This is a genomic window from Brevibacillus sp. JB24b (genome assembly GCF_051713385.1).
Taxonomy (GTDB): Bacteria; Bacillota; Bacilli; order Brevibacillales; family Brevibacillaceae; genus Brevibacillus_B; species Brevibacillus_B laterosporus.
On record NZ_JBNVQV010000001.1, the window covers coordinates 795,589 to 816,044 of the forward strand.

The window sequence follows — 20,456 nt, forward strand, 5'->3', positions numbered from 1 at the left end:
ATGCGCCAAAGTGATATTAAATTAAAGAACTGCCAAATTTACGATGAGAACGGCGATCCAATCTATGGGACATTAGAAGGCAAAGCCACCTTGAAAATGGAATACGGAGACGTAAAACGACTGCAAAAAGGTTCTGTACAGACGATTGACTCTTGGCACATTGAAGTGACTCTCCGTGTTTCGTCGGTTAATGCGGCTTTAAAGTACTTTTGTGCTGACTTGATTACAGAAGGAAAAACACCAATTATTCCACAGTTGCTTGGGGAATCTGTGGATAAAGAAAACGACAACATTGAACGGGTCCGTATCAGTGATATTTACTTAAATCCTGAAGAAATAACGTTGTGGGAAGCAAAGGCGGACGGTAACGATAATGCGACCTATGAAATAAAGGGGCGTAGTAACAAGAAGCCTGATTTCCTTGATAGATTACCGGAATATATCGAAGACTAGGAGGACATGAACATGTCAAAATTAGAGAAGTTTTTATCCAAAGCATCTGAGGTTGATCTACGCAAAGAAGTAGAGGTTGTGATTGATGGTGATGTATGGAGGGTAAGAGAGTTGACGCTTACTGAAAACCGGATTTGTGAACGCGAAGCAGATAAAGGGGATAAGTTCGATTGGTATCGCTACAATGATGCTCGTATCGTAAAGTCAACCGAACATGATTTTAACTGGAATGATCCTGAGTTATTGAAAGCATATAGGGTAGGTAATAAATTTGAGTTGCCTGCCAAACTGTTTGACCGCAATCCAAATGGATACGGTGCTCTCCTAGAAGCTGTGCGGAAGATAAGCAGCGGCAACACTGAAACAGATGCAGTAGAAGAAGCAAAAAACTAATTAAGTCCGATGCGGAGGCTTGGCATGTTGCCAAGGCTTTTTTAAATGGAAGAGGACTCCCATCGGAAATAGTTGATTACGAAGTAGATCGTTATAAACAAAAGCTGTTTATTATGGCTTGTCAGATGATTGAGCACTCACAAGAAGAGGGAGAAAAGTAGCTTCTCCCCTTCTCCCGAGCAAATGGGGGCTGGGGAGAAGGTTCTATGTATTTATGCGGTATCCGATGTACACAAGTAATACGATACCGAACATGGTACCAATACTAGGTCCTGGTTCCCATCCAAACAGTAACATAGGAATGAATGATAAAAGGAAAGCGATGATGAAGAAAAAGAGTAGCATACCGAATCGTAGCGCAAGAAAAACGATGAGACGAAAAAGTTGATAGAAAGCCGTGGGTATAATCTTCCAAAACTCCATGATACCCCTCCTTTATATCCAAATTGTACCATAACAAATAAGTCAGGAGGTGTTCAACTTGGCAAAAGTGACAGCGCTATTTGAGGCGAGGGATAGGATTTCGCCCGAATTAATTCGGATGAGGAGAGAGACGGATCGAACCGGACGTTCTTTTGGTGGAATGAGAAAGGGATTCCAACGTGAGTCTCAACGGATGGAGAGGGAGATTCAAAGTCTGCGTTCCGATTTAAAACGATTAGAAAGTATTAAAGCAAGACCAAGGGTAGAGTTGGACAATCAAGCAACCCAAGGCATTTCTGATTTAAGACAACAATTAATGGGTTTGGCCGGACTGGCAGCAGGTATTACGATTGGGGCAAATGCAGGTGGAATCATGACCGATTTGCAAGCAGCGTTTAGAGAAAGGGCGCTTTACGCCGCCAAAGGGAAAACCCAAGAAGAGATAAAAGCTTTTGATAAACGATCAAAGGAACTAATAAATATAAATCCTAATCTGAATCTCCAAGAATCAATGGCGATTCAATCAAGAAGTGAGCAGGTAAACGGGAAAAAAGGCGGAGCCTATGCCGAGGAAGCGGCTAAATTAGGTGTTACGACCAAGTATACATCTGATGAACACTTGAAAATGCTAAGTGTAATGTCAAAAAGTATGGAAGTTGATGATCCGAAAAGACTGGCAAATGCCATTCAATATATGTCCAATAATTTAGTTGATTTTAAAGATGAGTTTGTAGATTCAGTAGTTGAGTACACGGTTCAAACCAGCAAATTTTTAGATACACCTGAAAAGCTAGCAACTTTAGTAGGCGAGATAGGAAAGCTAGGGGTATGGTCGGACGATAAGGCGTTGGACGCTTTAAAAGAATCATCCCTAAAGTTTACAAACCAAGGTGATTTAGCCAACGTATTGAAAACTGGATTTGAAACCGGAGGAATGAAGTCCGAAGACGCACAGAAAAAAGCAGAGTCGGAAGCAGAAATAATCAACGAACTGCTCCATTCAGACAACGAGGCAGATAACAAGTCAGCCATGGGACGTTTGATGATGGCTGTAGCAACGATTGAAGATAAAAATATGCGTCAACAAGTATTAAATGAGTTGGGAGCGGGACCAGGTGAGGACTTAGCGAAACACTTTGCTCCCCTTTTACAGGTCGCAGGTAAAATTTCTACAGGGGAACTAAAATCAAAGGTAGCCAGCAATGAAGCTGACAAAGCATACAAGCTAGCTGTTGATAGCAACCCCTTATTTGAATACCAGCAGGCTCAAAATAACGCAAAACAAGCAGTTATGGACTTTGGAGCAAAATTAGCTAAAGATGCTACGCCGGCTTTGACTAGTTTAAGTAAAGCAGCAGGATGGGCTGCTGAAAAGTTTAATGGATTAAGCGATACCACACGTATCGGTTTAGAATTAGCAGGTGCAGGTGGCGTTTTACTAGGTAGCGGCTACATGTTAATACGATCAGCTAAGATGCAAATGATGGCGGCACAGGCTTTAAAAAGAGCTGCTGGTGGTGGTGGAGATTTCGATTTTGATTCGGATGGACGAAAAAAAAAGAAAGAAAAGGGGAAAGGAAAGAAAAGAAGCTGGAATCCCTTTAAACGAGATAAGTCTGTGCCGAGGGGGCTATCACCCGAAGATGCAAAAAGGTTGGCGTTTTACGGTACTGAACCTGCCAAACAAGGAATGTGGGATAAGGCAAAGAATTTCGGCGGAAAAGCTGTAGGCGGGATAAAAAGTGTTGGCGGTTCTATCGCTAGAAAAGTGCCGTACATTGGCACTGCTGCTGGTGTGGGCTTGATTCTAGCTTCGGATGATAGTGAACAGGATAAGGTCACATCGTTAGCCAGAATGGGAGCCGAAATAGGCGGTGGAGCACTTGGGGGGGCGGTAGGTGGTGCTGTAACGGGTGCCATTGTAGGATCGGTTGTCCCGGGTATCGGTACTGCTGTAGGTGCAGCCATCGGTGGAGCTGGGGCTTTAATTGGTTCTGCTATCGGAGCATGGGGTGGAGGCGAATTATTCGATAAAGCCAAAGACTGGTGGTTCGGGAAAGAGGAACCGCCTGATACAGGACCAAGCAGATCGAAAGAGGAAATTATAGGTTCGATTGTTGATCCTTTAAAGGGAATGGCTATGAAAACAGCCATGGGTCAAACGGTTTCCCAATTAGCAGACAAATACTCTCCTGGTATCAAGACATGGTGGAAGGGGCAAGTCAAAGATTATGCCATCAAAAACGGGATGCCTGTTCCAGAGGATAAGTCTTTTAGTGATGTTATCAAACCCCTAGAAACCTCTATGAAAAAGATGGTTATGGGTACTGGAATAGGTCAAGTCGGCTCCCAACTATTTGAGAAGTATTCGCCAGACATTAAAAAATGGTGGGATGGTCAGGTTAAAGACTATGCACAAAAGTTATCCGTTCCGTCTCATTCGCCTGCTGCTAAGAAGGAGGAAGAAAAACCGAAGCTAACAGCATTAACCGTATCTAGCTTACCTATTACTTTGAATGCGGCGGGTGTTCTACAGGATGTTTCAGGTCTTATTAAGCTATTGCGCGACCCATCTGTAACAAATGAAGTAAAACGTATCATCGAGACTGCTTTTGTTAATGCCTTAGAGACGGGAGGAGGGAAAGCATGATTCGCATGCAAGGAAAGTATCGGCTAACATTTCCTGTAACACCAGCCGAAGTGCAAATGAACGGGTATGGGAATGATACAGAAACTACGACGAGTATTTCGCTTGTCTCAAAAAATAGACTAGCTGCTTATCGGGCTAAATCTATATCCTTTGATTTTTGGCTTCCAGGTGATATAGAGTCACCCTTAATTGAAGTGGAAGGCTATCAAGGACCGCGAGAATGGTTAGCGGGCATAGATCGGATTTACGGGAAGGAAGTTCTTCTCACAATCGAAGAATTAAATTTAGCTTGGAATGTTTATATCGGTCCGATAGACGGGACATTTAAGGGAATAAACGGGGACTTTTACGGCTCTGTTGAATTCCCTATTTTTATTAAAGATGAGTTTTTACAGTGGTCTAATAACAAAGATTTACTTTCTCCACCCAAGGTATTTGCTAAACAGCAAAAAGTGAGAGCTAATACTAGTGGAAAAAAAGGAAAGAAAAATCTATCTTTCATGAGTCCTGCTATTCAACAGATTAATCGTGATCGTATACGAAACAAAAATATACCGAAATGAGGTAGTGAAAGAAAATGAAAATGATCTATGGTCGTGGTTCTGATCGGATTGACCTTACCCCTGCGGTAACAGAGATTACATGGTCCTCGTCAAGAGGTCAAATCGCCCAGGTATGCCAAGCAAAAATACGTAATGCTCCACCTCTTGAAGTTGCAGGATATTTAATGGTGTTTTCCAAGGAGCAAAAGGTTAGTGATCAATTTTTCCACGGACCCGTTGTAGAGTGGAATCGAGATGAAAAGACAGGAGAGGTAAGCGTTACAGCATATGAGCTTTCGTGGTATTTGCAGAAAAATGACGTGCAAAGACCATACATCAATGGAGATGCGGGAAAAGAACTAGGAAGAATCATAAAAGCGGCGGGTATCTCTTTTGAGTGCCCGTCTTTTGGTTGCAGGCTAAAGGAGCGTATGAGTACACAGTCATATACCTCTTTGTATACACAGCTTACGGAAGAAGCCTACGACAAAACGGGAGTACGATATTTTGTTCAGCACGAGCGAGATAAGTTAAAGGTTCTAGCTGAGGGAAATAACCCTTATGTCCCTGTATTTAAAGTAACAATGCTGGAGGCTAGTAGCATAGGCGAAAGCATGGAGGAACTTTATACAGTTGTTACGGTCCAACGCTATAAGGATGACAAGTTGGCCAGCAGTGTCAGTAAAGAAAATAGTGGTGCTGTCAAAAAATATGGTCGCATGCAAAAAATCATTGAAGCTGGCAAGGATGATAACCTACCTGCAATAGCTAACAATCAATTGAAAAGATTATCGGAAGTATCACGGACCCGTGAAATAACAGTGCGTTTTACCGATCCAGCAGTTGCTAAACTACGAGCTGGTTGGCGTGTGGATGTCTTGGAACGGAATGGCAAACAAACACAGTGGATTGTAACGTCTAGTAGTGCCCAAAGCAAAGGATTGGAATATATGATGGACCTAAATTTGGAAAGCAGGTAAAGCCTATGCAACAAGCGATTAATCGATTATTTACCCAAGCGAAAAGTGGCATAAGTGATACCCAGATTGAATTTGGTGTTCTAAAAAGCTATGCTCCTGTGGTTATTAAATTGGATGAGGACCCTACGCCCCTAAAAGAGGTGGAGGATGATCTAGTATTTTTTAAGGATGAGTTATTCACAGAACTTCAATTGGGAGCAAAGTACGCTATAATGCGATGCACCAACGGTCAATATCTGGTGCTAGGGGAGGTGAAGTAATGTTTCCGGTATTTGAAGAAGACAGGGAAGCGAAAGAGGAAAAAGAGACGACTCCATGGACGTATAAAATGGATTGGTCTACTAGGCAGCTCGTCAAAGGAGCGGATGGTCGCCATGTAAAGACTAGTAATTATGCGGAGTATGTAGAAGAGATTGCAAAAAAAATCCTGCATACCAAGCGCTTTCAATATGCGATTTACAGCGATCGAATTGGGGTAGATTCTTTTGAACATATCGGGAAGTTACCCAAACATGTACCGTTGGCTATTATCAGGCGAGATGTGGAGGACGCTTTGGAAGCTCATTCGGAAATCGAAGGTGCAGAAGTTACGGACATTACCTTAAAGGAAAAACGGGTTGCTTTTTCGGTGCAGATCGAAGGAATAAGAGGAAAAACAAAGGCGGTGATTGACATATGGCAGCGTTAGAAAAACCGGAAATGCCTGTACTCCGAGAAACGCCAGATGAAATCTATCAACGGATGTATAACAGAGTGAGAGAACTATCTTTGTCTCGTGGAGGAACTCCTCCGTCAGAAGAGGAAGGAGAAATTTTCTACGATTTTCAATATCCTTTGGCTATGGAAATTTCCGAGCAACAGCAATTAGATGAATACCGTTTCTTGCAGTGGTTTTTACCTTGGTCTGATGGGGAATTTCTGGATGCTTGGGGAGTATTTTTAGTCTTATCCAGAAAAGAAAATGAACCAGACGATTTGTATTTACAACGATTAATGGAAAAGGCGGCCTCTGAAGAGGGGAGGGGCGCTGAATCTGACTACAAACGATGGATAAAAGAAGTCGTTAATGTAGGCGATCCGTTTATTTGGGGGGAAGCGCCAAACACTGTTCACATTGCTTTGATCAGTCAAGACGGGATGCCAGCAAGTGAGGAACTAATTAAAGCTGTACAAAACCATTTGGCTTTACCCGAAAAGCATCATATGAACGATAAAATCATTGTAAAGCCTGCTCCAATAATTGAAATTACTGTCTCAGGTAAATTGCTCGAATGGGAGCATACAACCGATCTTACCGCCACTATTGCACAAATTGAAAGTAATATACGTGCTTATGTTTCTACTCAGAAAACAAAGATATTATACTCCGAGATATATCGCCTGTTTAAAGTACCAGGTGTCATTGATTATAGTGAGGTCCAGTTAAACGGAGGGCAGGCTAATATCCCTATCTCTTTTGCTACGATTCCTATTATCAAATTTGTAACGGTGACAGCTATATGACAATGATTCCAGAGAGATATAGAGAATGTTTGCCGCCATACTGGTATGAAAACAAGGCTGCTATTCAACATTTTGATGGAGCTGGCGGGGAGATAGACTACCAGAGAGACAAAAAAGCAGATCTGGAGCAACAAGCAAATATCCAAACAGCTACATGGGGTTTGGTGTTTTGGGAATACATGTTTCAGGTTGCTCCAAAGTTTGGAGATTCCTATGAGACGAGACGGGCGAGAGTAATTGCAAAGTACCGACAGGTTAATCCATTTACTCCTGCTATGGCAAAAGAAATAACTCAATTATTTATCTCACCAGATGGAATAGATCGAATTGAGATAACAGAAAGCCCAGATACAGGTTATTTCTATATCTCGGTTCCACTGTGGGCGATTTATGACATTGCATCATGGGTGCATGATATTCATAAACGAAAGCGGGTTCCCCATGTGTTCATGCCACAGTTAGCTAGCTATGATCGAATTGAGTTCGTTGAAACTATCAAAGTAAACAAAAGAAGATATCACAAGGTTCATGAGTTTCGAGTTGGCATGACCCCTCTTAAATACCAGAATGAGGTGATCATTTGATGGATAAAGCCTATTTGGAACGGATTGCAGAGGATTTAGCAAAGAGAGCGTCTACCCTTATATTAAATAACCAAACTGTCCAATTAAGGTCTGTTAAGCAGGATGGAAGTAAGGTTGTAGTTATAACGGAACCAGTGATTGGAATAACCAAGGTGTCCTCCTTAAAGCTATTAGATGATCTAGGAAATCCCATAACTGAAAGGACAGCGAGCATAGACGTGCTGGACGATCAATCATTGGAATTTCGATTTGAATTTAAAGTGAGAGGGGCGAAAGAGTAATGCCGTTCCAAGCAAAGCTTGACTGGCAGGGTGATGATCCTGTTATGGAGACAGATATTAACCGGTGGGAAAAAGGGATAGACGATGCACATAAGTTACTCGATCAACACACAGCAGCGATTGCTGCGTTACAGATCGAGGTGCAAACGGTTAAAGATGCGTTGTTCAACAATTTCACAGGCAATGTGTTCTTTGAAAATTTTGTGACTTTACATGATGTTACGTTAACGGAAGGCTGGTACGACGAGGCTAACAAAAGGTTGGTGGTATAGTGGCAACAATAAAAAAGCTAGAAAAGCAATTTGACGAATTATCATATAGTTCCCAAACTCATACCTTAACCATACCAGGTTTAAATAGTATTAAGTCAGTAACGGTTAATACGGGGACGGTATCATATAAAGTAAGTGGCAACACTGTAACGTTCACATTCTCTGGAGGTTCCTATACACGGTGGGTACAGACAGGAGGCTCCCTCACACCATCTCAAAGTAAAGAGGTAACTACTTCGCAGACAAGCTCATCGAATTCCTTTCCAGGCAGTATTTCCTATAATAGCGATGGTTTTAGTGGTGCGTTAGGTAAGTATGGGAGTCCAACACAAACACTTGTAAGTAGCGTCCCCGGCAGAACTAAGACGGTCTCTACCGAAAGAAATGTATCGAGTCCAGAAAGAAATTCTTGCGAGGAAGCATACAGTTACGTAGTGAGCGCTTTGCCCGACAGCATATCCTATAATCAAGATGGATATAGCGGGACCTTACGACTTAGTTCCAAGTCTATCGGTAATTGCAAAAGGCGAGTAAACAGTTATTGGATAGATGCTGCAATTGGCTATTATTCGGGTACAGTGTCTGAACCATCAACAAACGTATACAACTATACGCAAAACTATCGCGGTACGGTTACGAAGCCGGGGAGTGACACGAGGACCTATTCCTATTACTATCGGTATTCGGTAACCATTGAGTATTCCGATAACTCTAATCCTACTCTTTCACTCACGTCTCCAACTGATAACCAAATGCTTACGGAAAATGCTACGTTAAGCATCCAGGGAAATGCATCTGATGTCGACAAGGATAACGTAGTTACAGTAAAATACCAAGTCAATAAAGGAACGACAAGGGCGTTGCAATCCGGTGTATCCAACGGTAGTACGCCTATTTCTTTTGCCAAAACGCTAACATTCAAGAGCAAGCGTCTTTATGATGGAGCTACAGATATTGTTGGTTCCGACCTAGCCGAAAACACCGATCATACGCTAACTGTATGGGCAGAGGACGACCAAGGTGGTAAATCAACCGAGTTTATACGTAAATTTCGAATCGTCCACAATCGCCCACCCGTTATTAGCGGACAAAATGAAGACCTTGGCACACTTAGTTCCGTTCCAACGAAAAAATACACGGTTACAGAGCCAGAGGGTGACACGTTTACCATCACTGAGAAAATCAACGGCAAGGTAATCCGCACATTCGCTGGGACTGCTAGTAAAGAATACACCGCAACAATCCCACTGGACATATGGTTACGGCTCTCTTTAACAGAGGTACACACGTTATCGATAGAGGCAACTGACAGCAAAGGTATGAAATCGACTAGAACGTTTACTTTCCGACGATCAGCTGACAAAATCATATTCGCTTTAAAGAAACCTTTCGATACCACTATCGCTGCTAAGCGTATTCTTATAACAATTGACGCGACGGTTCCTGCCGGTGCTGATTTTAAAGTTGAGGTGTGTAACAATGCGTTTGACGAGTCGCCTACGTGGGAAGACGCAACTAACCATGTCAAATTCAACCGAGGCTTTATCTTCACTAACAAGGAAAAAACAGCAGAAAAATGGGGCGTTAGTGTGCGCTTTGTTTTTGTTAAAGGAGTTGCAACTGAGCCTGTGATTGTAAAAGGCTTCGGGGGTGCATTCGATTGATTTTAATAAAACCTATGGATTTGGGCGAAATGGAGCAAGAGCGTGAGAAGGGCAAAATCTCGCCAGAGTTAATAGCAGCCTATGAAGCTATTGCTCAGTTACAAGAGATAGTCACAAAAATGGAAGCCAAAATAAAAACAATAGAAGGAGAGAAGTAGAAATGGCTAAAGCGTATATGATTCCTGTGTACAGCCTATTAGTTAAAGTCGGTCGCAGAGAACTTGAATCTTTACCGGAAGTTTATAGGGTTCCTGTAGCAGAGCATTTAGCTGAACAAACTGAATCATAAAACGCCTTTTTCGATCTGGAGAGGGCGTTTTTTTAATGGGAGCTACGGCTCCCTATTTTATTTGCCCCAAGGGGGTGATAAGGAGAGGGAAGTCATGGAGGAGCCACTTTTTAACGCTTTATTATCACAAGGACCATTTGCTGGTTTGTTTGTATGGTTGCTATTTTCTACAAAAAAAGAGGGAAGAGACCGCGAAACTCAATTGATTAAACAAGCTCAAACACGCGAAACAAAGCTCATGGAACATAACGAACGAATGGTAATCCAATTAGAACGTAATACAGCTACATTGCAACAGATCGAACGCAGTCTAAACGGTTTAGAAAACGAATTACAAGAACTAAAAGAAAAGGTGGGCTAATGATGATAGAGATAGGAATAGTGATTGCGGTAGTAATGGCGTCAGGAGCATGGCTGAAAACACGGAGTTGGTTCCCAAACGATTACATTCCTCTTGCTATTGTTGTCATGGCAGTTGCTTATAATGCGATCAATGCTTTGTTGTTCGGTGGAGATTTGCTCGAAGCTGGCAAGATGGCTTTTATCGAGGCAACGGCTGCTATTGGGATCCATTCAGGAGTAAAAAATTCGTTTCAGAAGGGGGATGTGGAGTAATGCAGACTATACAAGATTTTGTTCCAGCAGGGCAAAAGAACCGTCCGGGGCGTAAAATGATTCCGAAATACATCACGATTCACAATACAGGTAATGCAGGAAAAGGCGCTGATGCTCTTTCACACGCTAAATACATCAAAGGTGATGCGGCTTCACAAAGGCAAGCATCTTGGCATTTTACTGTAGATGATAAATGCATCATTCAGCATTTACCGTTAGATGAAATGGCATGGCATTGTGGTGATGGTAATGGTCCTGGTAATTCTTCATCTATCGGGATTGAGATTTGCGAGAACAGTGATGGAGATATTCGGAAAGCAGAGGACTTAGCTGCTCAACTGGCTGCTGATCTACTAAAGCAGTTCAACCTTGGAATTGATAGGGTTAAGCAACATTGGGATTGGAGTGGCAAAAATTGCCCTCATGTTTTAAGAGCGCGTCCTAATGGCTGGCGAGACTTTGTAGCATTAATTAAATCAAAAGGAGAGGTTAAAATGAAACCAGAGATAGCGAACGAAATTATTAGCCATTTGCAGGGGCAATGGGCTTTCTATAATCAAATGGGAATGAAGGATAGGGCTGTGAGAATTGGGCAGTTGTCGGATGAATTGCGCGTGGCAAGTGGACAGGAACCACAGAATAACAAATAAATGCCAATCCATTTATAATCTTATTTTAGATTTTGGTACTTAATAAGATTACAAATATGTTGAATTTTGGATTTGGTTTATACTATAATACATGAGATTACATAATCTGACAACGAAGGAGAATTAAAATGTTTAAACTAAATAAGATTCTAACAGTTTCAGTCTTAGCTGTAACACTCGTATTTCCTACATCGGCATTTGCTTCTGAGAAAACCGACTATGAGCCAATGAGTTCAAATAGCACTCTTGTTATTAATTTTGAAGACATAGAAATGTTTACGCCTTCAAATGAAGAAATTAATAGACTTGAAAAGTTAAAACAAGAAGCAGTGGAAGCTGGTACAATACAAAATGGTATCAAATCTGCTACTGAGCCTAAAGGTCTGAAAAAAGTTATGAAGAGAGCTGCCGATTATTTTCCATGGGGTTTTAACTACTCATTCAAACGAAGCCTAGAAAGTAGGGTATTTAAAGTTCCTGCTGAAACTAGAGATATTGTGATTCACACAAATAGCACAGCAGAAGAAAGTGATATTTCTGCAAATACTTTTACACTCGAACTATATCGTAGTGGAGGAATAGATAGTTATATCGGTAGTGATAAAATGAGAAGAAATGGTTCTGATAAAACTACTTTTACAAATGTAGGAGAGGGAAAGTACTATATCTATTTTGAGAAAGCTGGAGATGGAATCGAAGTAGAAGGAAGCGGAGTAGTTCTACCTCGATATTAATTAATAAAAAATTAGAGAAAACATTTTTGTAATCTTAGTATAGACCCCTAAAATAGAAATGGATGAAGCGTGAGTGATAAATCCAATGAATATTTTAGGGGGGGTTTAGATGGAAAGTTGAAGGTGTAAGATGATTTTAATGTAAAAAAAGTTAATGCTTGAAATGATGGGAGACAGATAACAAAAAAATAACGCCTTTATAACACAGGCGTCAAATGATTATTCATCGGTAGGGAATGTCTCTTTAGGATGAAGGAGATTTTGTAAACTGACCTATTATCTTAATAATTGATAACCCAATTGCACCACCTAATACGTTTAATATGATGTCATCCACATCAAAAAAACCTATTCGCAGTAACAACTGTAATAATTCTGAAGACAAGCTTACGAAAAAGACCAATGTAATTACAGGAAGAAAATTTCTTACTTTATTAAATAGTAAGGGTACAAATACCCCAATTGGAACAAATACCAATATTTTTAATAAAATGTTTGAAATTAAAGTTTTAGTATTAAAGTCTGTATAGTTAAAGAAGTAATTTGAAAGTGTAGATAAGGGTACTAAATTAATTTCTAAGTACTCTCGATGAAACAGATGCTGTTTACTTAGTATTAGTTGTAAACCTAATACCATATATATTCCTACCAAAATTGAAACAGAAATTATTCTCCATTTTTTGACGTTTCTTTCCACTTGATGACCTCCTTTTTAATTACTATTTTTTCTTAATAATACCAAAAAAAAGTTTGATTCACTATTTATAATAATGAATTGTTGGGGAATGACTAAATTTTTAATGAAATAAAGTGAAAATTAATGGGTTACTTACAGTATGCATGGGGAACCTCTCCATTTGATTCCTAATGAATTACGTCCCGAATTTGAGCAAGAATTTGGTGTAAAGATTGAAGGAGAGCTTACTCCATACAACAGGATGCGATTAGAAACAGAGTATGGTGGTCGGATGGAAGATTTTCCAGTAACGAGAATCTTCTTTTCAGAGTCAAAACGGGTGGGAATTGGTACCTTTAGCCCATCTGATCCAAAATCGCAGGATATTGCCGATTTAACGGGAACGATCGACTTTTCTACGATCACGAAGTATGGTTCTGAGTCTGATCCTCGTGCCTATCGGTTTGATGGTGAATTGAATAAAGCGAATCGCGGCCTCATGGAATTCCAAGAGATGTTGAAATGCGATGAAAAATTCCTGTGGCATTTATTGTCGCTAACTCAAGAAGGCAATTTTAAAGCGGGTAGATTCGCCCTGATTTCAGCCGATGAATCGGTTGTTATCTCATGGTACCAAAAAATCTACTTGAAGTAAGTTATGCTTTAATACTGGATATATGACATGTTTAGCTGGTTTTCTGCCACGTCCTTTTTCAACTACTTCAATAACAACATGGTCAAAAACAGACCGTAAAACCCCGTTTCTATCTGTTTTATTTGTGTAAGTTTTATATGCCTCTAAAATTGAACCGATATTTTTTTTAATAATCTGAGCATCAAAATTTTGTTCATTATTTTCTGCTGGTTGGTTCTCTTTTATATCTTTTAGTTTCTCCATCTCCATATCAATTTCCGCTTTTCGTTCCAAAAACATCTCATCTGTATAGATGCCATTTTCATACTTGTCATAAATAAAACTGAGTCTATTTTTTAGTTCTTTAGTCCTTTGCTCAATATACCCTGCTATATCTTCAATTAAATCATTGCTATTTGTTTTATTATCCTGAGTTATCATAGTAGAAATTTCTTCTTTTAACAAATTGTCTTCCATAGCTTCGAAGTAACGTAGAGTTTCCAATAAATCGTCCTCAATTGCTCTATATTTTACAAAGGTACACCCAGATGTAGTACACCACAAAAATTCCTTGTGATAAGTGGTTATAGTACCTTCTTTAGTTTTATAATTTTGTACACTGTACTGTCTTACCATACGTTTACCGCATTGAATGCATATACATAATCCAGCAAGTTCGCAAGGTGAAAAATCCATTTTTGTCCTAGGTTTGTGAGATGAATCCTTGACTTTTTGTTGAGCAAGTTCCCATGTTTCCATATCAATAATTGCTGGGATAGCATTAGGCACTATTATGTGCTCTTCTTCAGGACGAGCTACTCTTTTTCCGTTAATAGTTTGATGCATTCGGAACTTCATTGTTCCTATGTATCTTTCATTTGTTATTAGTTGTCTTAATTGCATATAAGTCCATTCTCTTTTACCTTGAGGGGTTTTAATAGGTGTCTTCTTACTAAAATAAGTTGCTAGAGCGCGAAAACTCACATCGCGGCGCGTACCGTTTTCTTGTGGAATACCATAGACATAGTGATTAAAAATCATTCTAACAACTGCCGCTTGTTCTTCATTTATTTCTAGTTTTTTTGTTGTCTTATTGTAGTTAAAACCAAATGGAGCCGCACCAGAAACCCAGCGTCCAGCCATTGCGTTATTAACACGGCCCCCGAAAAGCCGCTCTCTAGTAGTTTCAAATTCTTCCCTAGACATAAATAGTTCGAATCTAATTTGTCTTAGGTCTGAAGTATTTCGAGGATCGTAGGTTTTGTATGGAGTAATAATAAAAATACGGTTATCAACGATTAAATCATATATGATTCCCATATCTGTATATGATCCACGACCCATACGAGATATTTCTTTTACGGCAATAGCCTGATATTTCTTAGCGCGAAGTTCCTCTATTACATTTTGAAATACAGGTCTAGTAGAAATTTTATCTCCCGAACCAACTTCAGCTTTTTGAGTAAAAGGAATACCTAATGGTTCTAAAATGCGATCCATTATTTCCTTCTGTTCTTTCAAAACATCTTCTCCAGTACGTCTTTCGCGTTCTTCATCTTGGCGAGATCGACGTAAATAATTAATTATATTTTCGATTCCAAGCTCAATTAAATACTCACGTTTTAATGACATTTATTTTCCTCCTTTTGGTTTGATCATTGTTAATCACAATCTATTATATACAAACCAAAAGAAATGTAAAAGAAAACTACCACAAATAATAGTAAAAAATAGGTATAAAAAAAGCTTATTAAGCCTCTTCATTAGGTTTTAGATGTTGTAAATTTATATCATGAGATTTAAAGGTTAGTCACTTGCGGGGTAGCTTTTTATAAAAAAATAATAGACAATACTTTCTCTCACTATCACAATGGAAATAGGAGGGATTATGTGAAAACATTTGAAAAAAGCTCACTTGTGGTAGTAATGGGGTCTGTAATGTTAGCTCATGTATTGTACATAATATTTGTAATAAAAGGCATGAAATTAATTTGGGATGACCTATTAACTGGGTTAGTGATGGGTATATTTACAGGTCTACTTACTGGTGTAATTACAGGGTGGGCTGTAACAAATTATTTCAGAAAAAAGGACAAGACGAAAAATATTAGTGATTATTTATATGCCATAGAATTGTATCTTGAAAAGTTAGGTATTAGACTAACTGATCTACGAGAAAGTATTAAGAGAGAAAAGGATAGCGAGCAACAAAAAAATAAATATGAAAAATTGAGAGAGACCCTAATAGATGAGCCTCGCGACATTTTTTATCTTCTCGCTGATAAAGAGAATAATCTTACAGATGTCCAGAATAAGGAGAGAAGAAAAGCGGGAAAGCTAATCAATGATTTACGTATAAAAGTCATAGATAATAATGAGAGCCTATCAGAGATTCAAGCTCTTCAATTTTACCAAAAGTGTTACAACACAAGAGTTAGTATTTTAAAATCAATGAAAAAAAGTTAAGTAACAATCATAAGCGTTATTGCTTATTTTAATCAGTAGGAAAACCAGTAGGTAAAAGAATGAGGGGTATCTTTGTTTTTTTTGGATAATTTGCATTTGGAATTATAATATTTTTTAAAATAATATGAATGATATTCCGATATGATATATAAATCAAATCATAATTGGAGGAATATTATTGACAACACCTCAATTAATAGTTTCATTCATATTAATCTTAATAATACTAGTATTAATGTCTACTTATTACTATCAACTTTTTACAAAGAGAAGAATATACGATGAAATTATTTATCAAACATATGAGGAAATAAAGGGGAAATTTGGTGTTAGTTCCATTCATGGAGATTGTTATGATAATGCTTTTGAACACCTAAGGTCATTAGGACTTAATGAGTTGGAGACTGAAAAACTTTATTTATATATAAACTCCCTAATAAGGGGTAATAGAGATGGAGTTCAATCAAATCAAACAAATAATTCAATCGTTATCTCTCTTATGTCTACTTTTTTAGCAATTTCGTGCTCTTTAATAGTAATACTGCTTTCAAAAGAAATGATTTCTCAAATATTTGAAGCGTACTTTGGAATTATACTTTACCTTATTCTAGCTATTTACCTAACCGTTCTTATTACAAATAAAAGTATACAAAAGAAAAATGAGATAAACGAGGCCATGCTTCACATCATTAAGAGGTATAAAAAAGAGAATTTTAGTAATTCAACTCTATAACTTTTCAGGAAGTAAAAAGCATCTCATGTAGGTGCTTTTTTTCTTTATAACTCTAAGATTTCCTTGCGTGCTTAATGTTTACATCATGTCGCAATAACTCTGTTTGAACTGTAGTTTCTGTAACATTAATAGGGGTTTCTGTTTACAATAACTAATTTTGCGAAAATGGGTATTTTAACCAGTTGAGTTTCTGTAACCAATAACCTTCATTTCTGTAACAGTAACTCTAGTTTTTGCTGCATGATGTATGCAATAAGTACACAAAAGAAAAGAAAAGAAATAAATATATATAGGTCATTTTGATAGATATTTTTTCTATTAAACAAGGAAGGTGAAACAATGCCTAGCAAACCATTAAAGACCTGTCTTCATTCCAGATGCCCAACACTAACAAGAGAAGCTTATTGCCCTGTGCATCAAAAGAAACAAGTCCAGCAGTATGACCGAGAACGTGGATCATCTACGCAACGTGGCTACGATGCCAAGTGGAGAAAAGCTAGAATAGGATTTTTAAGAAAGCATTCACTCTGCAAACATTGCTTTGATAAAGGCTTACTCACTGGTGCTACAGTAGTTGACCATATCGTTCCACACAAGGGAGATAAGACGTTGTTTTGGGATCGGAAAAACTGGCAGCCATTATGTGAGCAGTGTCATAACCGGAAGACTGCTAGAGAAGATAGAGGCTCCTGGCGACAATCTGTCAATTCATTCGAGACATGATCCTCAAATTGGAATAGCGATTGTTTTAACAAAGAACCTTTGCTTTACATACAGTAACTAAGGACAATTGACTATTCCAATTCATAATGGAGGAAAATGAATGAGTAACCCACCTTTGCATGACAATGCTTATATTGAGCAGCCGTATTGGTTTGTACCAACGGTTATGGGAACCCAACCGATGCCTTATCCTATTCTTGTAGAGTCAAGACAACTCGCTCCTAATCAATTATTACTTACGTATGACCAGCCAACTGATTTAGCATCAGCAACAACAATCTCTAATTATTGGATAAGAAGTAATGTGACAAATCCCACTGATATCGCCAGTCTCGGAATGGGAGAGGCACTTACGAGAGAAAATGCGTTACGCCCTGAAAAGGGAATGATAACACCGATTGATAATTCGAGAATGAGATTTTCAATGACATTTAGGGTTAATGCTATCTCGGGTGTTCTTTATGTAGTTCTACCTTGTTTTGTTAACTTAGAGGGAAGAACAGGTTATATGGGGGAAAACTGGGGGCCTTACAGTAGAAATATGTTTATCGGAATGTGAGTGTAAATTAAACATTAACCAGCCTAACATTTTTATTCTTGTGTTGGACTGGTTTTTATTATGATCAGATAATCATTTAGAAACTATTTTTCTAACATCAGAAGTTTAGACGTTCACAGAGGCGCATAAAGTAGGTAAGGTGAGCTTTTAAAGTTGTATGAAGGTGTTGGGGAGGGGGGTATCAAAAACCTGCACAGTGCCATCTCTAGACCGCGTGGTAGTCTTCTGTAAAAAAAGTTCCCTAAATGGATTTTCAGAATGAAAGGAGGTGAGGGGATGGCTAGACCAAGGCAACCAGTTGACTTGCTGCTATTCAAGGGAAAGAAAAACCTAACAAAAGCAGAAATAGAACAGCGTAAAGCCCAAGAAATAAAGGCGGCAAACGACAAAGTAAAGCCACCTAGCTACCTACCGAAAGACTTAAAAAAAGAATTTAAAAAGATTGCAAGCGAGCTGCTGCAAATCGGCATCATGACTAATCTTGATGTAGATGCACTGGCTCGCTTTTTATATGCCCGAAAGATGTATATAAAAGTTACAGATGCCTTGTTGGAAACGGAATTGACAGTGCAGCGCAAACAAGCAATTCATGATAAAGACGGTGCTGTAATTGACATGAACGAATGGGAGGAAGCAAACGCAGCTTATTCAGATTTATTGATTAACCAGGACAAGTTATTCAAGCAATGTAGATCAGCAGCAAGCGACCTGGGCCTTACCATTGCATCTCGTTGCAAGCTTGTAATACCGAAGCAGGAGAAGCAAGAGCCTAGCGAGGTCGAAAAGGCATTCGGTGATTTATGATCAAACAATATCTAATTGACTATAGCCTTGATGTCTTAGCTGGAGAAATAGTTGCTTGTGAGAAACACAAATGGGCGTGCAGCCGTTTCCTAGACGATATCAAGAATGAGGGTACGGAACGTTTTCCCTATGTGTTTGACGAGGAAAAAGCACATCGTTTTTTATATTGGATGTCTTTATTTCGACATACGAAAGGAAAACTTGCTGGTAAGCGAATAACCCCTCATGAAATCCAGGTGTTTGTCTTTGGGAACATTTATGGATGGGTGCATAAGGATACAGGTTTACGGCGTTTTCGGAAATCGTATTGGCAGGTAGGTAGGAAAAATGCTAAATCGCAATCTTTGGGAGCTGTGGCAAGCTATGAAGCCTCTGCTTTCGGTGAAAACATGTCAGAGGTATACATCGGAGCTACCAAAGCCGAGCAAAGTAAAATTGTCTGGAATGAATCACGAACGCAAATTGATGGTTGTCCCGATCTAAAAGGCAAATTCAAGGTCGCCTACGGAAAAATACAGCACATCAAAAGTGAATCTTTTATCGCTGCTCTATCAAAAGATGCAGGAAAAACGGGTGACGGTTTTAACGTACAAGCTGGCATTATTGATGAGTATCACGCCCACCCTACTTCCGAAATTTATGACGTGCTTGTATCTGGTATGGGCGCACGCAGTCAACCGTTAATGATGATTATTACAACAGCAGGATTTAACCTGCACCACCCTTGCTACAGCGTGGAATACAAGTATATTTCGAATATCCTTGATCCTCATTCATCCATAGAAAATGATGAGTATTTCGTAATGGTCAACGAGCTTGACAAGGACGATGATATCAAGGATGAATCTGTCTGGATAAAAGCCAACCCGATCTTATATTCATATGAAGAGGGTATGGCTTATTTACGTGGTGAGCTGAAAACTGCTTTAGACGTACCGGAGAAGATGCGAAACTACTTAACCAAAAATATGAATCGGTGGGTAGATCAGAAAGAAAACGGGTATATGTCATTGAAGGCTTGGGCCAAATGTGGCGTTGATGAACTGCCTAATCTTGCTGAATTTGATTGTATCGTTGGTATTGACCTGTCGAAAAAAATTGATTTAACCAGTGTGTCATTTGAATTTGATCTAAAAAATGACCACATTGCTATCTTAAATCATTCGTTTATACCAGAGGATACGTTAGCAGTAAAACGAAAAACAGATAGATTCCCCTATGATTTATATATCCAGCAAGGATGGGTGACGGCTACTCCTGGTGCTGTTGTAGATTACACGTTTATTAAGGCGTATATTCAGCGTATGGAGCGTGAAAAGGAATGGAAAATCAAAGAAATTTGTTACGATCCATACAATGCAACGCAATTCGCTACTGATATGGAGGCCGAAGGTTATACCATGATTGAAATTAGGCAAGGGGTACGTACTCTATCAGAACCGACTAAGAATTTCAGAGAAATGGTCTTGGAAAAGAAGGTTCTACACGACAAGAACCCAGTACTTGAATGGTCAATCGGAAACGCAGTTACCAAGATGGACGCCCAGGAGAATATTATGTTGGACAAGTCCAAATCTACGGATCGGATCGACCCGATAGCGTCAGCGATAAATGCACATGTAAGGGTAATGTGTAGAGACCCTAAAGCGGATTTAAACGCCCATATCTTATCAGGAAATTTCAGTTTCTAAGAGAGGAGGAAAGAATGAAATTCAACCGGTTTCTATACTTATTTATCGAAGATATTCTCATTCTCTCTGGATGTACTTGTATTACCACAGCCACATATTTACTAAATGGTATCGCCGGACTCTATGTATCCGGTGTT

The 20,456-nt window shown here is 39.2% G+C and carries 27 protein-coding genes and 1 pseudogene; 25 read left to right on the top strand and 3 right to left on the bottom strand.

Annotated elements, in window-relative coordinates; genetic code table 11:
- Together ACQV1I_RS04290 and ACQV1I_RS04295 are read left to right on the top strand one after the other, a co-directional pair.
- Positions 1-453: a hypothetical protein gene (locus ACQV1I_RS04290; protein WP_104067458.1), complete on the top strand. Its 453-nt coding sequence runs from the start codon at positions 1-3 to the stop codon at positions 451-453.
- Positions 454-465: 12 nt separating this feature from the next.
- The gene (locus tag ACQV1I_RS04295; protein ID WP_116335484.1) at positions 466-846 is read left to right on the top strand and encodes a phage tail assembly chaperone; all 381 of its coding nucleotides are present in this window, start codon (positions 466-468) and stop codon (positions 844-846) included.
- Positions 847-1,050: 204 nt separating this feature from the next.
- Here the strand turns inward: ACQV1I_RS04295 and ACQV1I_RS04300 are convergent, their stop codons facing one another.
- Positions 1,051-1,269 carry a hypothetical protein gene (locus ACQV1I_RS04300; protein WP_116335311.1) on the bottom strand — a complete coding sequence of 73 codons (219 nt, stop codon included), beginning with the start codon at positions 1,267-1,269 and terminating at the stop codon, positions 1,051-1,053.
- A gap of 67 nt (positions 1,270-1,336) precedes the next feature.
- Between ACQV1I_RS04300 and ACQV1I_RS04305 the strand changes: the two genes are divergently transcribed.
- The 16 genes from ACQV1I_RS04305 (at position 1,337) to ACQV1I_RS04380 (ending at position 12,033) form a co-directional block, all read left to right on the top strand.
- Positions 1,337-3,919: a hypothetical protein gene (locus ACQV1I_RS04305; protein ID WP_438769946.1), complete on the top strand. Its 2,583-nt coding sequence runs from the start codon at positions 1,337-1,339 to the stop codon at positions 3,917-3,919.
- Positions 3,916-4,482, top strand: coding sequence for a hypothetical protein (locus ACQV1I_RS04310; protein WP_116335313.1), 567 nt, complete (start codon positions 3,916-3,918; stop codon positions 4,480-4,482). Before ACQV1I_RS04305 ends, ACQV1I_RS04310 begins: the two co-directional genes overlap by 4 nt.
- Positions 4,483-4,496: 14 nt before the next feature.
- Positions 4,497-5,441: an XkdQ/YqbQ family protein gene (locus ACQV1I_RS04315; protein ID WP_116335314.1), complete on the top strand. Its 945-nt coding sequence runs from the start codon at positions 4,497-4,499 to the stop codon at positions 5,439-5,441.
- A gap of 5 nt (positions 5,442-5,446) precedes the next feature.
- Positions 5,447-5,701, top strand: coding sequence for a hypothetical protein (locus ACQV1I_RS04320; RefSeq protein WP_116335315.1), 255 nt, complete (start codon positions 5,447-5,449; stop codon positions 5,699-5,701).
- Positions 5,701-6,129: a DUF2634 domain-containing protein gene (locus ACQV1I_RS04325; protein ID WP_116335316.1), complete on the top strand. Its 429-nt coding sequence runs from the start codon at positions 5,701-5,703 to the stop codon at positions 6,127-6,129. The genes ACQV1I_RS04320 and ACQV1I_RS04325 overlap by 1 nt, the downstream gene beginning before the upstream one ends.
- Complete coding sequence (locus tag ACQV1I_RS04330) at positions 6,117-6,944, top strand: baseplate J/gp47 family protein (RefSeq protein ID WP_116335317.1); 828 nt, start codon at positions 6,117-6,119, stop codon at positions 6,942-6,944. Before ACQV1I_RS04325 ends, ACQV1I_RS04330 begins: the two co-directional genes overlap by 13 nt.
- On the top strand, positions 6,941-7,528 hold the full coding sequence (locus tag ACQV1I_RS04335) for a putative phage tail protein (protein ID WP_438769068.1): 588 nt from the start codon (positions 6,941-6,943) through the stop codon (positions 7,526-7,528). The genes ACQV1I_RS04330 and ACQV1I_RS04335 overlap by 4 nt, the downstream gene beginning before the upstream one ends.
- Complete coding sequence (locus ACQV1I_RS04340) at positions 7,528-7,809, top strand: hypothetical protein (RefSeq protein WP_116335319.1); 282 nt, start codon at positions 7,528-7,530, stop codon at positions 7,807-7,809. Before ACQV1I_RS04335 ends, ACQV1I_RS04340 begins: the two co-directional genes overlap by 1 nt.
- Positions 7,809-8,081, top strand: coding sequence for a hypothetical protein (locus tag ACQV1I_RS04345; protein ID WP_116335320.1), 273 nt, complete (start codon positions 7,809-7,811; stop codon positions 8,079-8,081). The genes ACQV1I_RS04340 and ACQV1I_RS04345 overlap by 1 nt, the downstream gene beginning before the upstream one ends.
- Positions 8,081-9,745: an Ig-like domain-containing protein gene (locus ACQV1I_RS04350; protein ID WP_236645929.1), complete on the top strand. Its 1,665-nt coding sequence runs from the start codon at positions 8,081-8,083 to the stop codon at positions 9,743-9,745. The genes ACQV1I_RS04345 and ACQV1I_RS04350 overlap by 1 nt, the downstream gene beginning before the upstream one ends.
- A complete protein-coding gene (locus ACQV1I_RS04355; RefSeq protein ID WP_161555145.1) occupies positions 9,742-9,903 on the top strand; it encodes a hypothetical protein in 162 nt (53 codons plus the stop codon). The genes ACQV1I_RS04350 and ACQV1I_RS04355 overlap by 4 nt, the downstream gene beginning before the upstream one ends.
- Positions 9,904-9,905: 2 nt before the next feature.
- Positions 9,906-10,034: a CD1375 family protein gene (locus ACQV1I_RS04360; RefSeq protein WP_268878089.1), complete on the top strand. Its 129-nt coding sequence runs from the start codon at positions 9,906-9,908 to the stop codon at positions 10,032-10,034.
- Between the two features lie 94 nt (positions 10,035-10,128).
- Positions 10,129-10,395: a BhlA/UviB family holin-like peptide gene (locus ACQV1I_RS04365; protein WP_116334216.1), complete on the top strand. Its 267-nt coding sequence runs from the start codon at positions 10,129-10,131 to the stop codon at positions 10,393-10,395.
- A gap of 2 nt (positions 10,396-10,397) precedes the next feature.
- Positions 10,398-10,649: a hypothetical protein gene (locus ACQV1I_RS04370; protein ID WP_116335321.1), complete on the top strand. Its 252-nt coding sequence runs from the start codon at positions 10,398-10,400 to the stop codon at positions 10,647-10,649.
- Positions 10,649-11,299: a peptidoglycan recognition protein family protein gene (locus ACQV1I_RS04375; RefSeq protein WP_116335322.1), complete on the top strand. Its 651-nt coding sequence runs from the start codon at positions 10,649-10,651 to the stop codon at positions 11,297-11,299. Before ACQV1I_RS04370 ends, ACQV1I_RS04375 begins: the two co-directional genes overlap by 1 nt.
- A 128-nt stretch (positions 11,300-11,427) precedes the next feature.
- On the top strand, positions 11,428-12,033 hold the full coding sequence (locus ACQV1I_RS04380; protein ID WP_116335323.1) for a hypothetical protein: 606 nt from the start codon (positions 11,428-11,430) through the stop codon (positions 12,031-12,033).
- Between the two features lie 244 nt (positions 12,034-12,277).
- Here ACQV1I_RS04380 and ACQV1I_RS04385 read toward each other — a convergent pair whose 3' ends face one another.
- A complete protein-coding gene (locus tag ACQV1I_RS04385; RefSeq protein WP_116335324.1) occupies positions 12,278-12,730 on the bottom strand; it encodes a VanZ family protein in 453 nt (150 codons plus the stop codon).
- Between the two features lie 139 nt (positions 12,731-12,869).
- Here ACQV1I_RS04385 and ACQV1I_RS04390 point away from each other — a divergent pair.
- Positions 12,870-13,331, top strand: a pseudogene (locus tag ACQV1I_RS04390) (protein prkA); the annotation flags it as partial.
- A gap of 3 nt (positions 13,332-13,334) precedes the next feature.
- Here the strand turns inward: ACQV1I_RS04390 and ACQV1I_RS04395 are convergent.
- On the bottom strand, positions 13,335-14,975 hold the full coding sequence (locus tag ACQV1I_RS04395) for a recombinase family protein (protein ID WP_438769069.1): 1,641 nt from the start codon (positions 14,973-14,975) through the stop codon (positions 13,335-13,337).
- 258 nt (positions 14,976-15,233) lie between these two features.
- Here ACQV1I_RS04395 and ACQV1I_RS04400 point away from each other — a divergent pair, with 258 nt between their 5' ends.
- The 6 genes from ACQV1I_RS04400 (at position 15,234) to ACQV1I_RS04425 (ending at position 20,319) form a co-directional block, all read left to right on the top strand.
- Positions 15,234-15,809 carry a hypothetical protein gene (locus ACQV1I_RS04400; protein WP_438769070.1) on the top strand — a complete coding sequence of 192 codons (576 nt, stop codon included), beginning with the start codon at positions 15,234-15,236 and terminating at the stop codon, positions 15,807-15,809.
- 178 nt (positions 15,810-15,987) lie between these two features.
- Positions 15,988-16,542 (top strand): hypothetical protein, encoded by a 555-nt coding sequence (locus ACQV1I_RS04405; protein ID WP_438769071.1) that lies wholly within the window; start codon positions 15,988-15,990, stop codon positions 16,540-16,542.
- 339 nt (positions 16,543-16,881) lie between these two features.
- The gene (locus ACQV1I_RS04410) at positions 16,882-17,265 is read left to right on the top strand and encodes an HNH endonuclease signature motif containing protein (protein WP_438769072.1); all 384 of its coding nucleotides are present in this window, start codon (positions 16,882-16,884) and stop codon (positions 17,263-17,265) included.
- Between the two features lie 100 nt (positions 17,266-17,365).
- Complete coding sequence (locus ACQV1I_RS04415) at positions 17,366-17,824, top strand: hypothetical protein (RefSeq protein WP_438769073.1); 459 nt, start codon at positions 17,366-17,368, stop codon at positions 17,822-17,824.
- 276 nt (positions 17,825-18,100) lie between these two features.
- Entirely contained in the window at positions 18,101-18,628 is a 528-nt protein-coding gene (locus ACQV1I_RS04420; protein WP_438769074.1) for a phage terminase small subunit P27 family, read from the top strand.
- The gene (locus ACQV1I_RS04425) at positions 18,625-20,319 is read left to right on the top strand and encodes a terminase large subunit (protein WP_438769075.1); all 1,695 of its coding nucleotides are present in this window, start codon (positions 18,625-18,627) and stop codon (positions 20,317-20,319) included. Before ACQV1I_RS04420 ends, ACQV1I_RS04425 begins: the two co-directional genes overlap by 4 nt.
- Positions 20,320-20,456: the final 137 nt, after the last annotated feature.

Coding starts and splice junctions, on each gene's coding strand:
- ACQV1I_RS04290 (WP_104067458.1), top strand. CDS start 1: ATGCGCCAAAGTGATATTAAATTAAAGAACTGCCAAATTTACGATGAG.
- ACQV1I_RS04295 (WP_116335484.1), top strand. CDS start 466: ATGTCAAAATTAGAGAAGTTTTTATCCAAAGCATCTGAGGTTGATCTA.
- ACQV1I_RS04300 (WP_116335311.1), bottom strand. CDS start 1,269: ATGGAGTTTTGGAAGATTATACCCACGGCTTTCTATCAACTTTTTCGT.
- ACQV1I_RS04310 (WP_116335313.1), top strand. CDS start 3,916: ATGATTCGCATGCAAGGAAAGTATCGGCTAACATTTCCTGTAACACCA.
- ACQV1I_RS04315 (WP_116335314.1), top strand. CDS start 4,497: ATGAAAATGATCTATGGTCGTGGTTCTGATCGGATTGACCTTACCCCT.
- ACQV1I_RS04320 (WP_116335315.1), top strand. CDS start 5,447: ATGCAACAAGCGATTAATCGATTATTTACCCAAGCGAAAAGTGGCATA.
- ACQV1I_RS04325 (WP_116335316.1), top strand. CDS start 5,701: ATGTTTCCGGTATTTGAAGAAGACAGGGAAGCGAAAGAGGAAAAAGAG.
- ACQV1I_RS04330 (WP_116335317.1), top strand. CDS start 6,117: ATGGCAGCGTTAGAAAAACCGGAAATGCCTGTACTCCGAGAAACGCCA.
- ACQV1I_RS04335 (WP_438769068.1), top strand. CDS start 6,941: ATGACAATGATTCCAGAGAGATATAGAGAATGTTTGCCGCCATACTGG.
- ACQV1I_RS04340 (WP_116335319.1), top strand. CDS start 7,528: ATGGATAAAGCCTATTTGGAACGGATTGCAGAGGATTTAGCAAAGAGA.
- ACQV1I_RS04345 (WP_116335320.1), top strand. CDS start 7,809: ATGCCGTTCCAAGCAAAGCTTGACTGGCAGGGTGATGATCCTGTTATG.
- ACQV1I_RS04360 (WP_268878089.1), top strand. CDS start 9,906: ATGGCTAAAGCGTATATGATTCCTGTGTACAGCCTATTAGTTAAAGTC.
- ACQV1I_RS04365 (WP_116334216.1), top strand. CDS start 10,129: ATGGAGGAGCCACTTTTTAACGCTTTATTATCACAAGGACCATTTGCT.
- ACQV1I_RS04370 (WP_116335321.1), top strand. CDS start 10,398: ATGATAGAGATAGGAATAGTGATTGCGGTAGTAATGGCGTCAGGAGCA.
- ACQV1I_RS04375 (WP_116335322.1), top strand. CDS start 10,649: ATGCAGACTATACAAGATTTTGTTCCAGCAGGGCAAAAGAACCGTCCG.
- ACQV1I_RS04380 (WP_116335323.1), top strand. CDS start 11,428: ATGTTTAAACTAAATAAGATTCTAACAGTTTCAGTCTTAGCTGTAACA.
- ACQV1I_RS04395 (WP_438769069.1), bottom strand. CDS start 14,975: ATGTCATTAAAACGTGAGTATTTAATTGAGCTTGGAATCGAAAATATA.
- ACQV1I_RS04410 (WP_438769072.1), top strand. CDS start 16,882: ATGCCTAGCAAACCATTAAAGACCTGTCTTCATTCCAGATGCCCAACA.
- ACQV1I_RS04415 (WP_438769073.1), top strand. CDS start 17,366: ATGAGTAACCCACCTTTGCATGACAATGCTTATATTGAGCAGCCGTAT.
- ACQV1I_RS04420 (WP_438769074.1), top strand. CDS start 18,101: ATGGCTAGACCAAGGCAACCAGTTGACTTGCTGCTATTCAAGGGAAAG.
- ACQV1I_RS04425 (WP_438769075.1), top strand. CDS start 18,625: ATGATCAAACAATATCTAATTGACTATAGCCTTGATGTCTTAGCTGGA.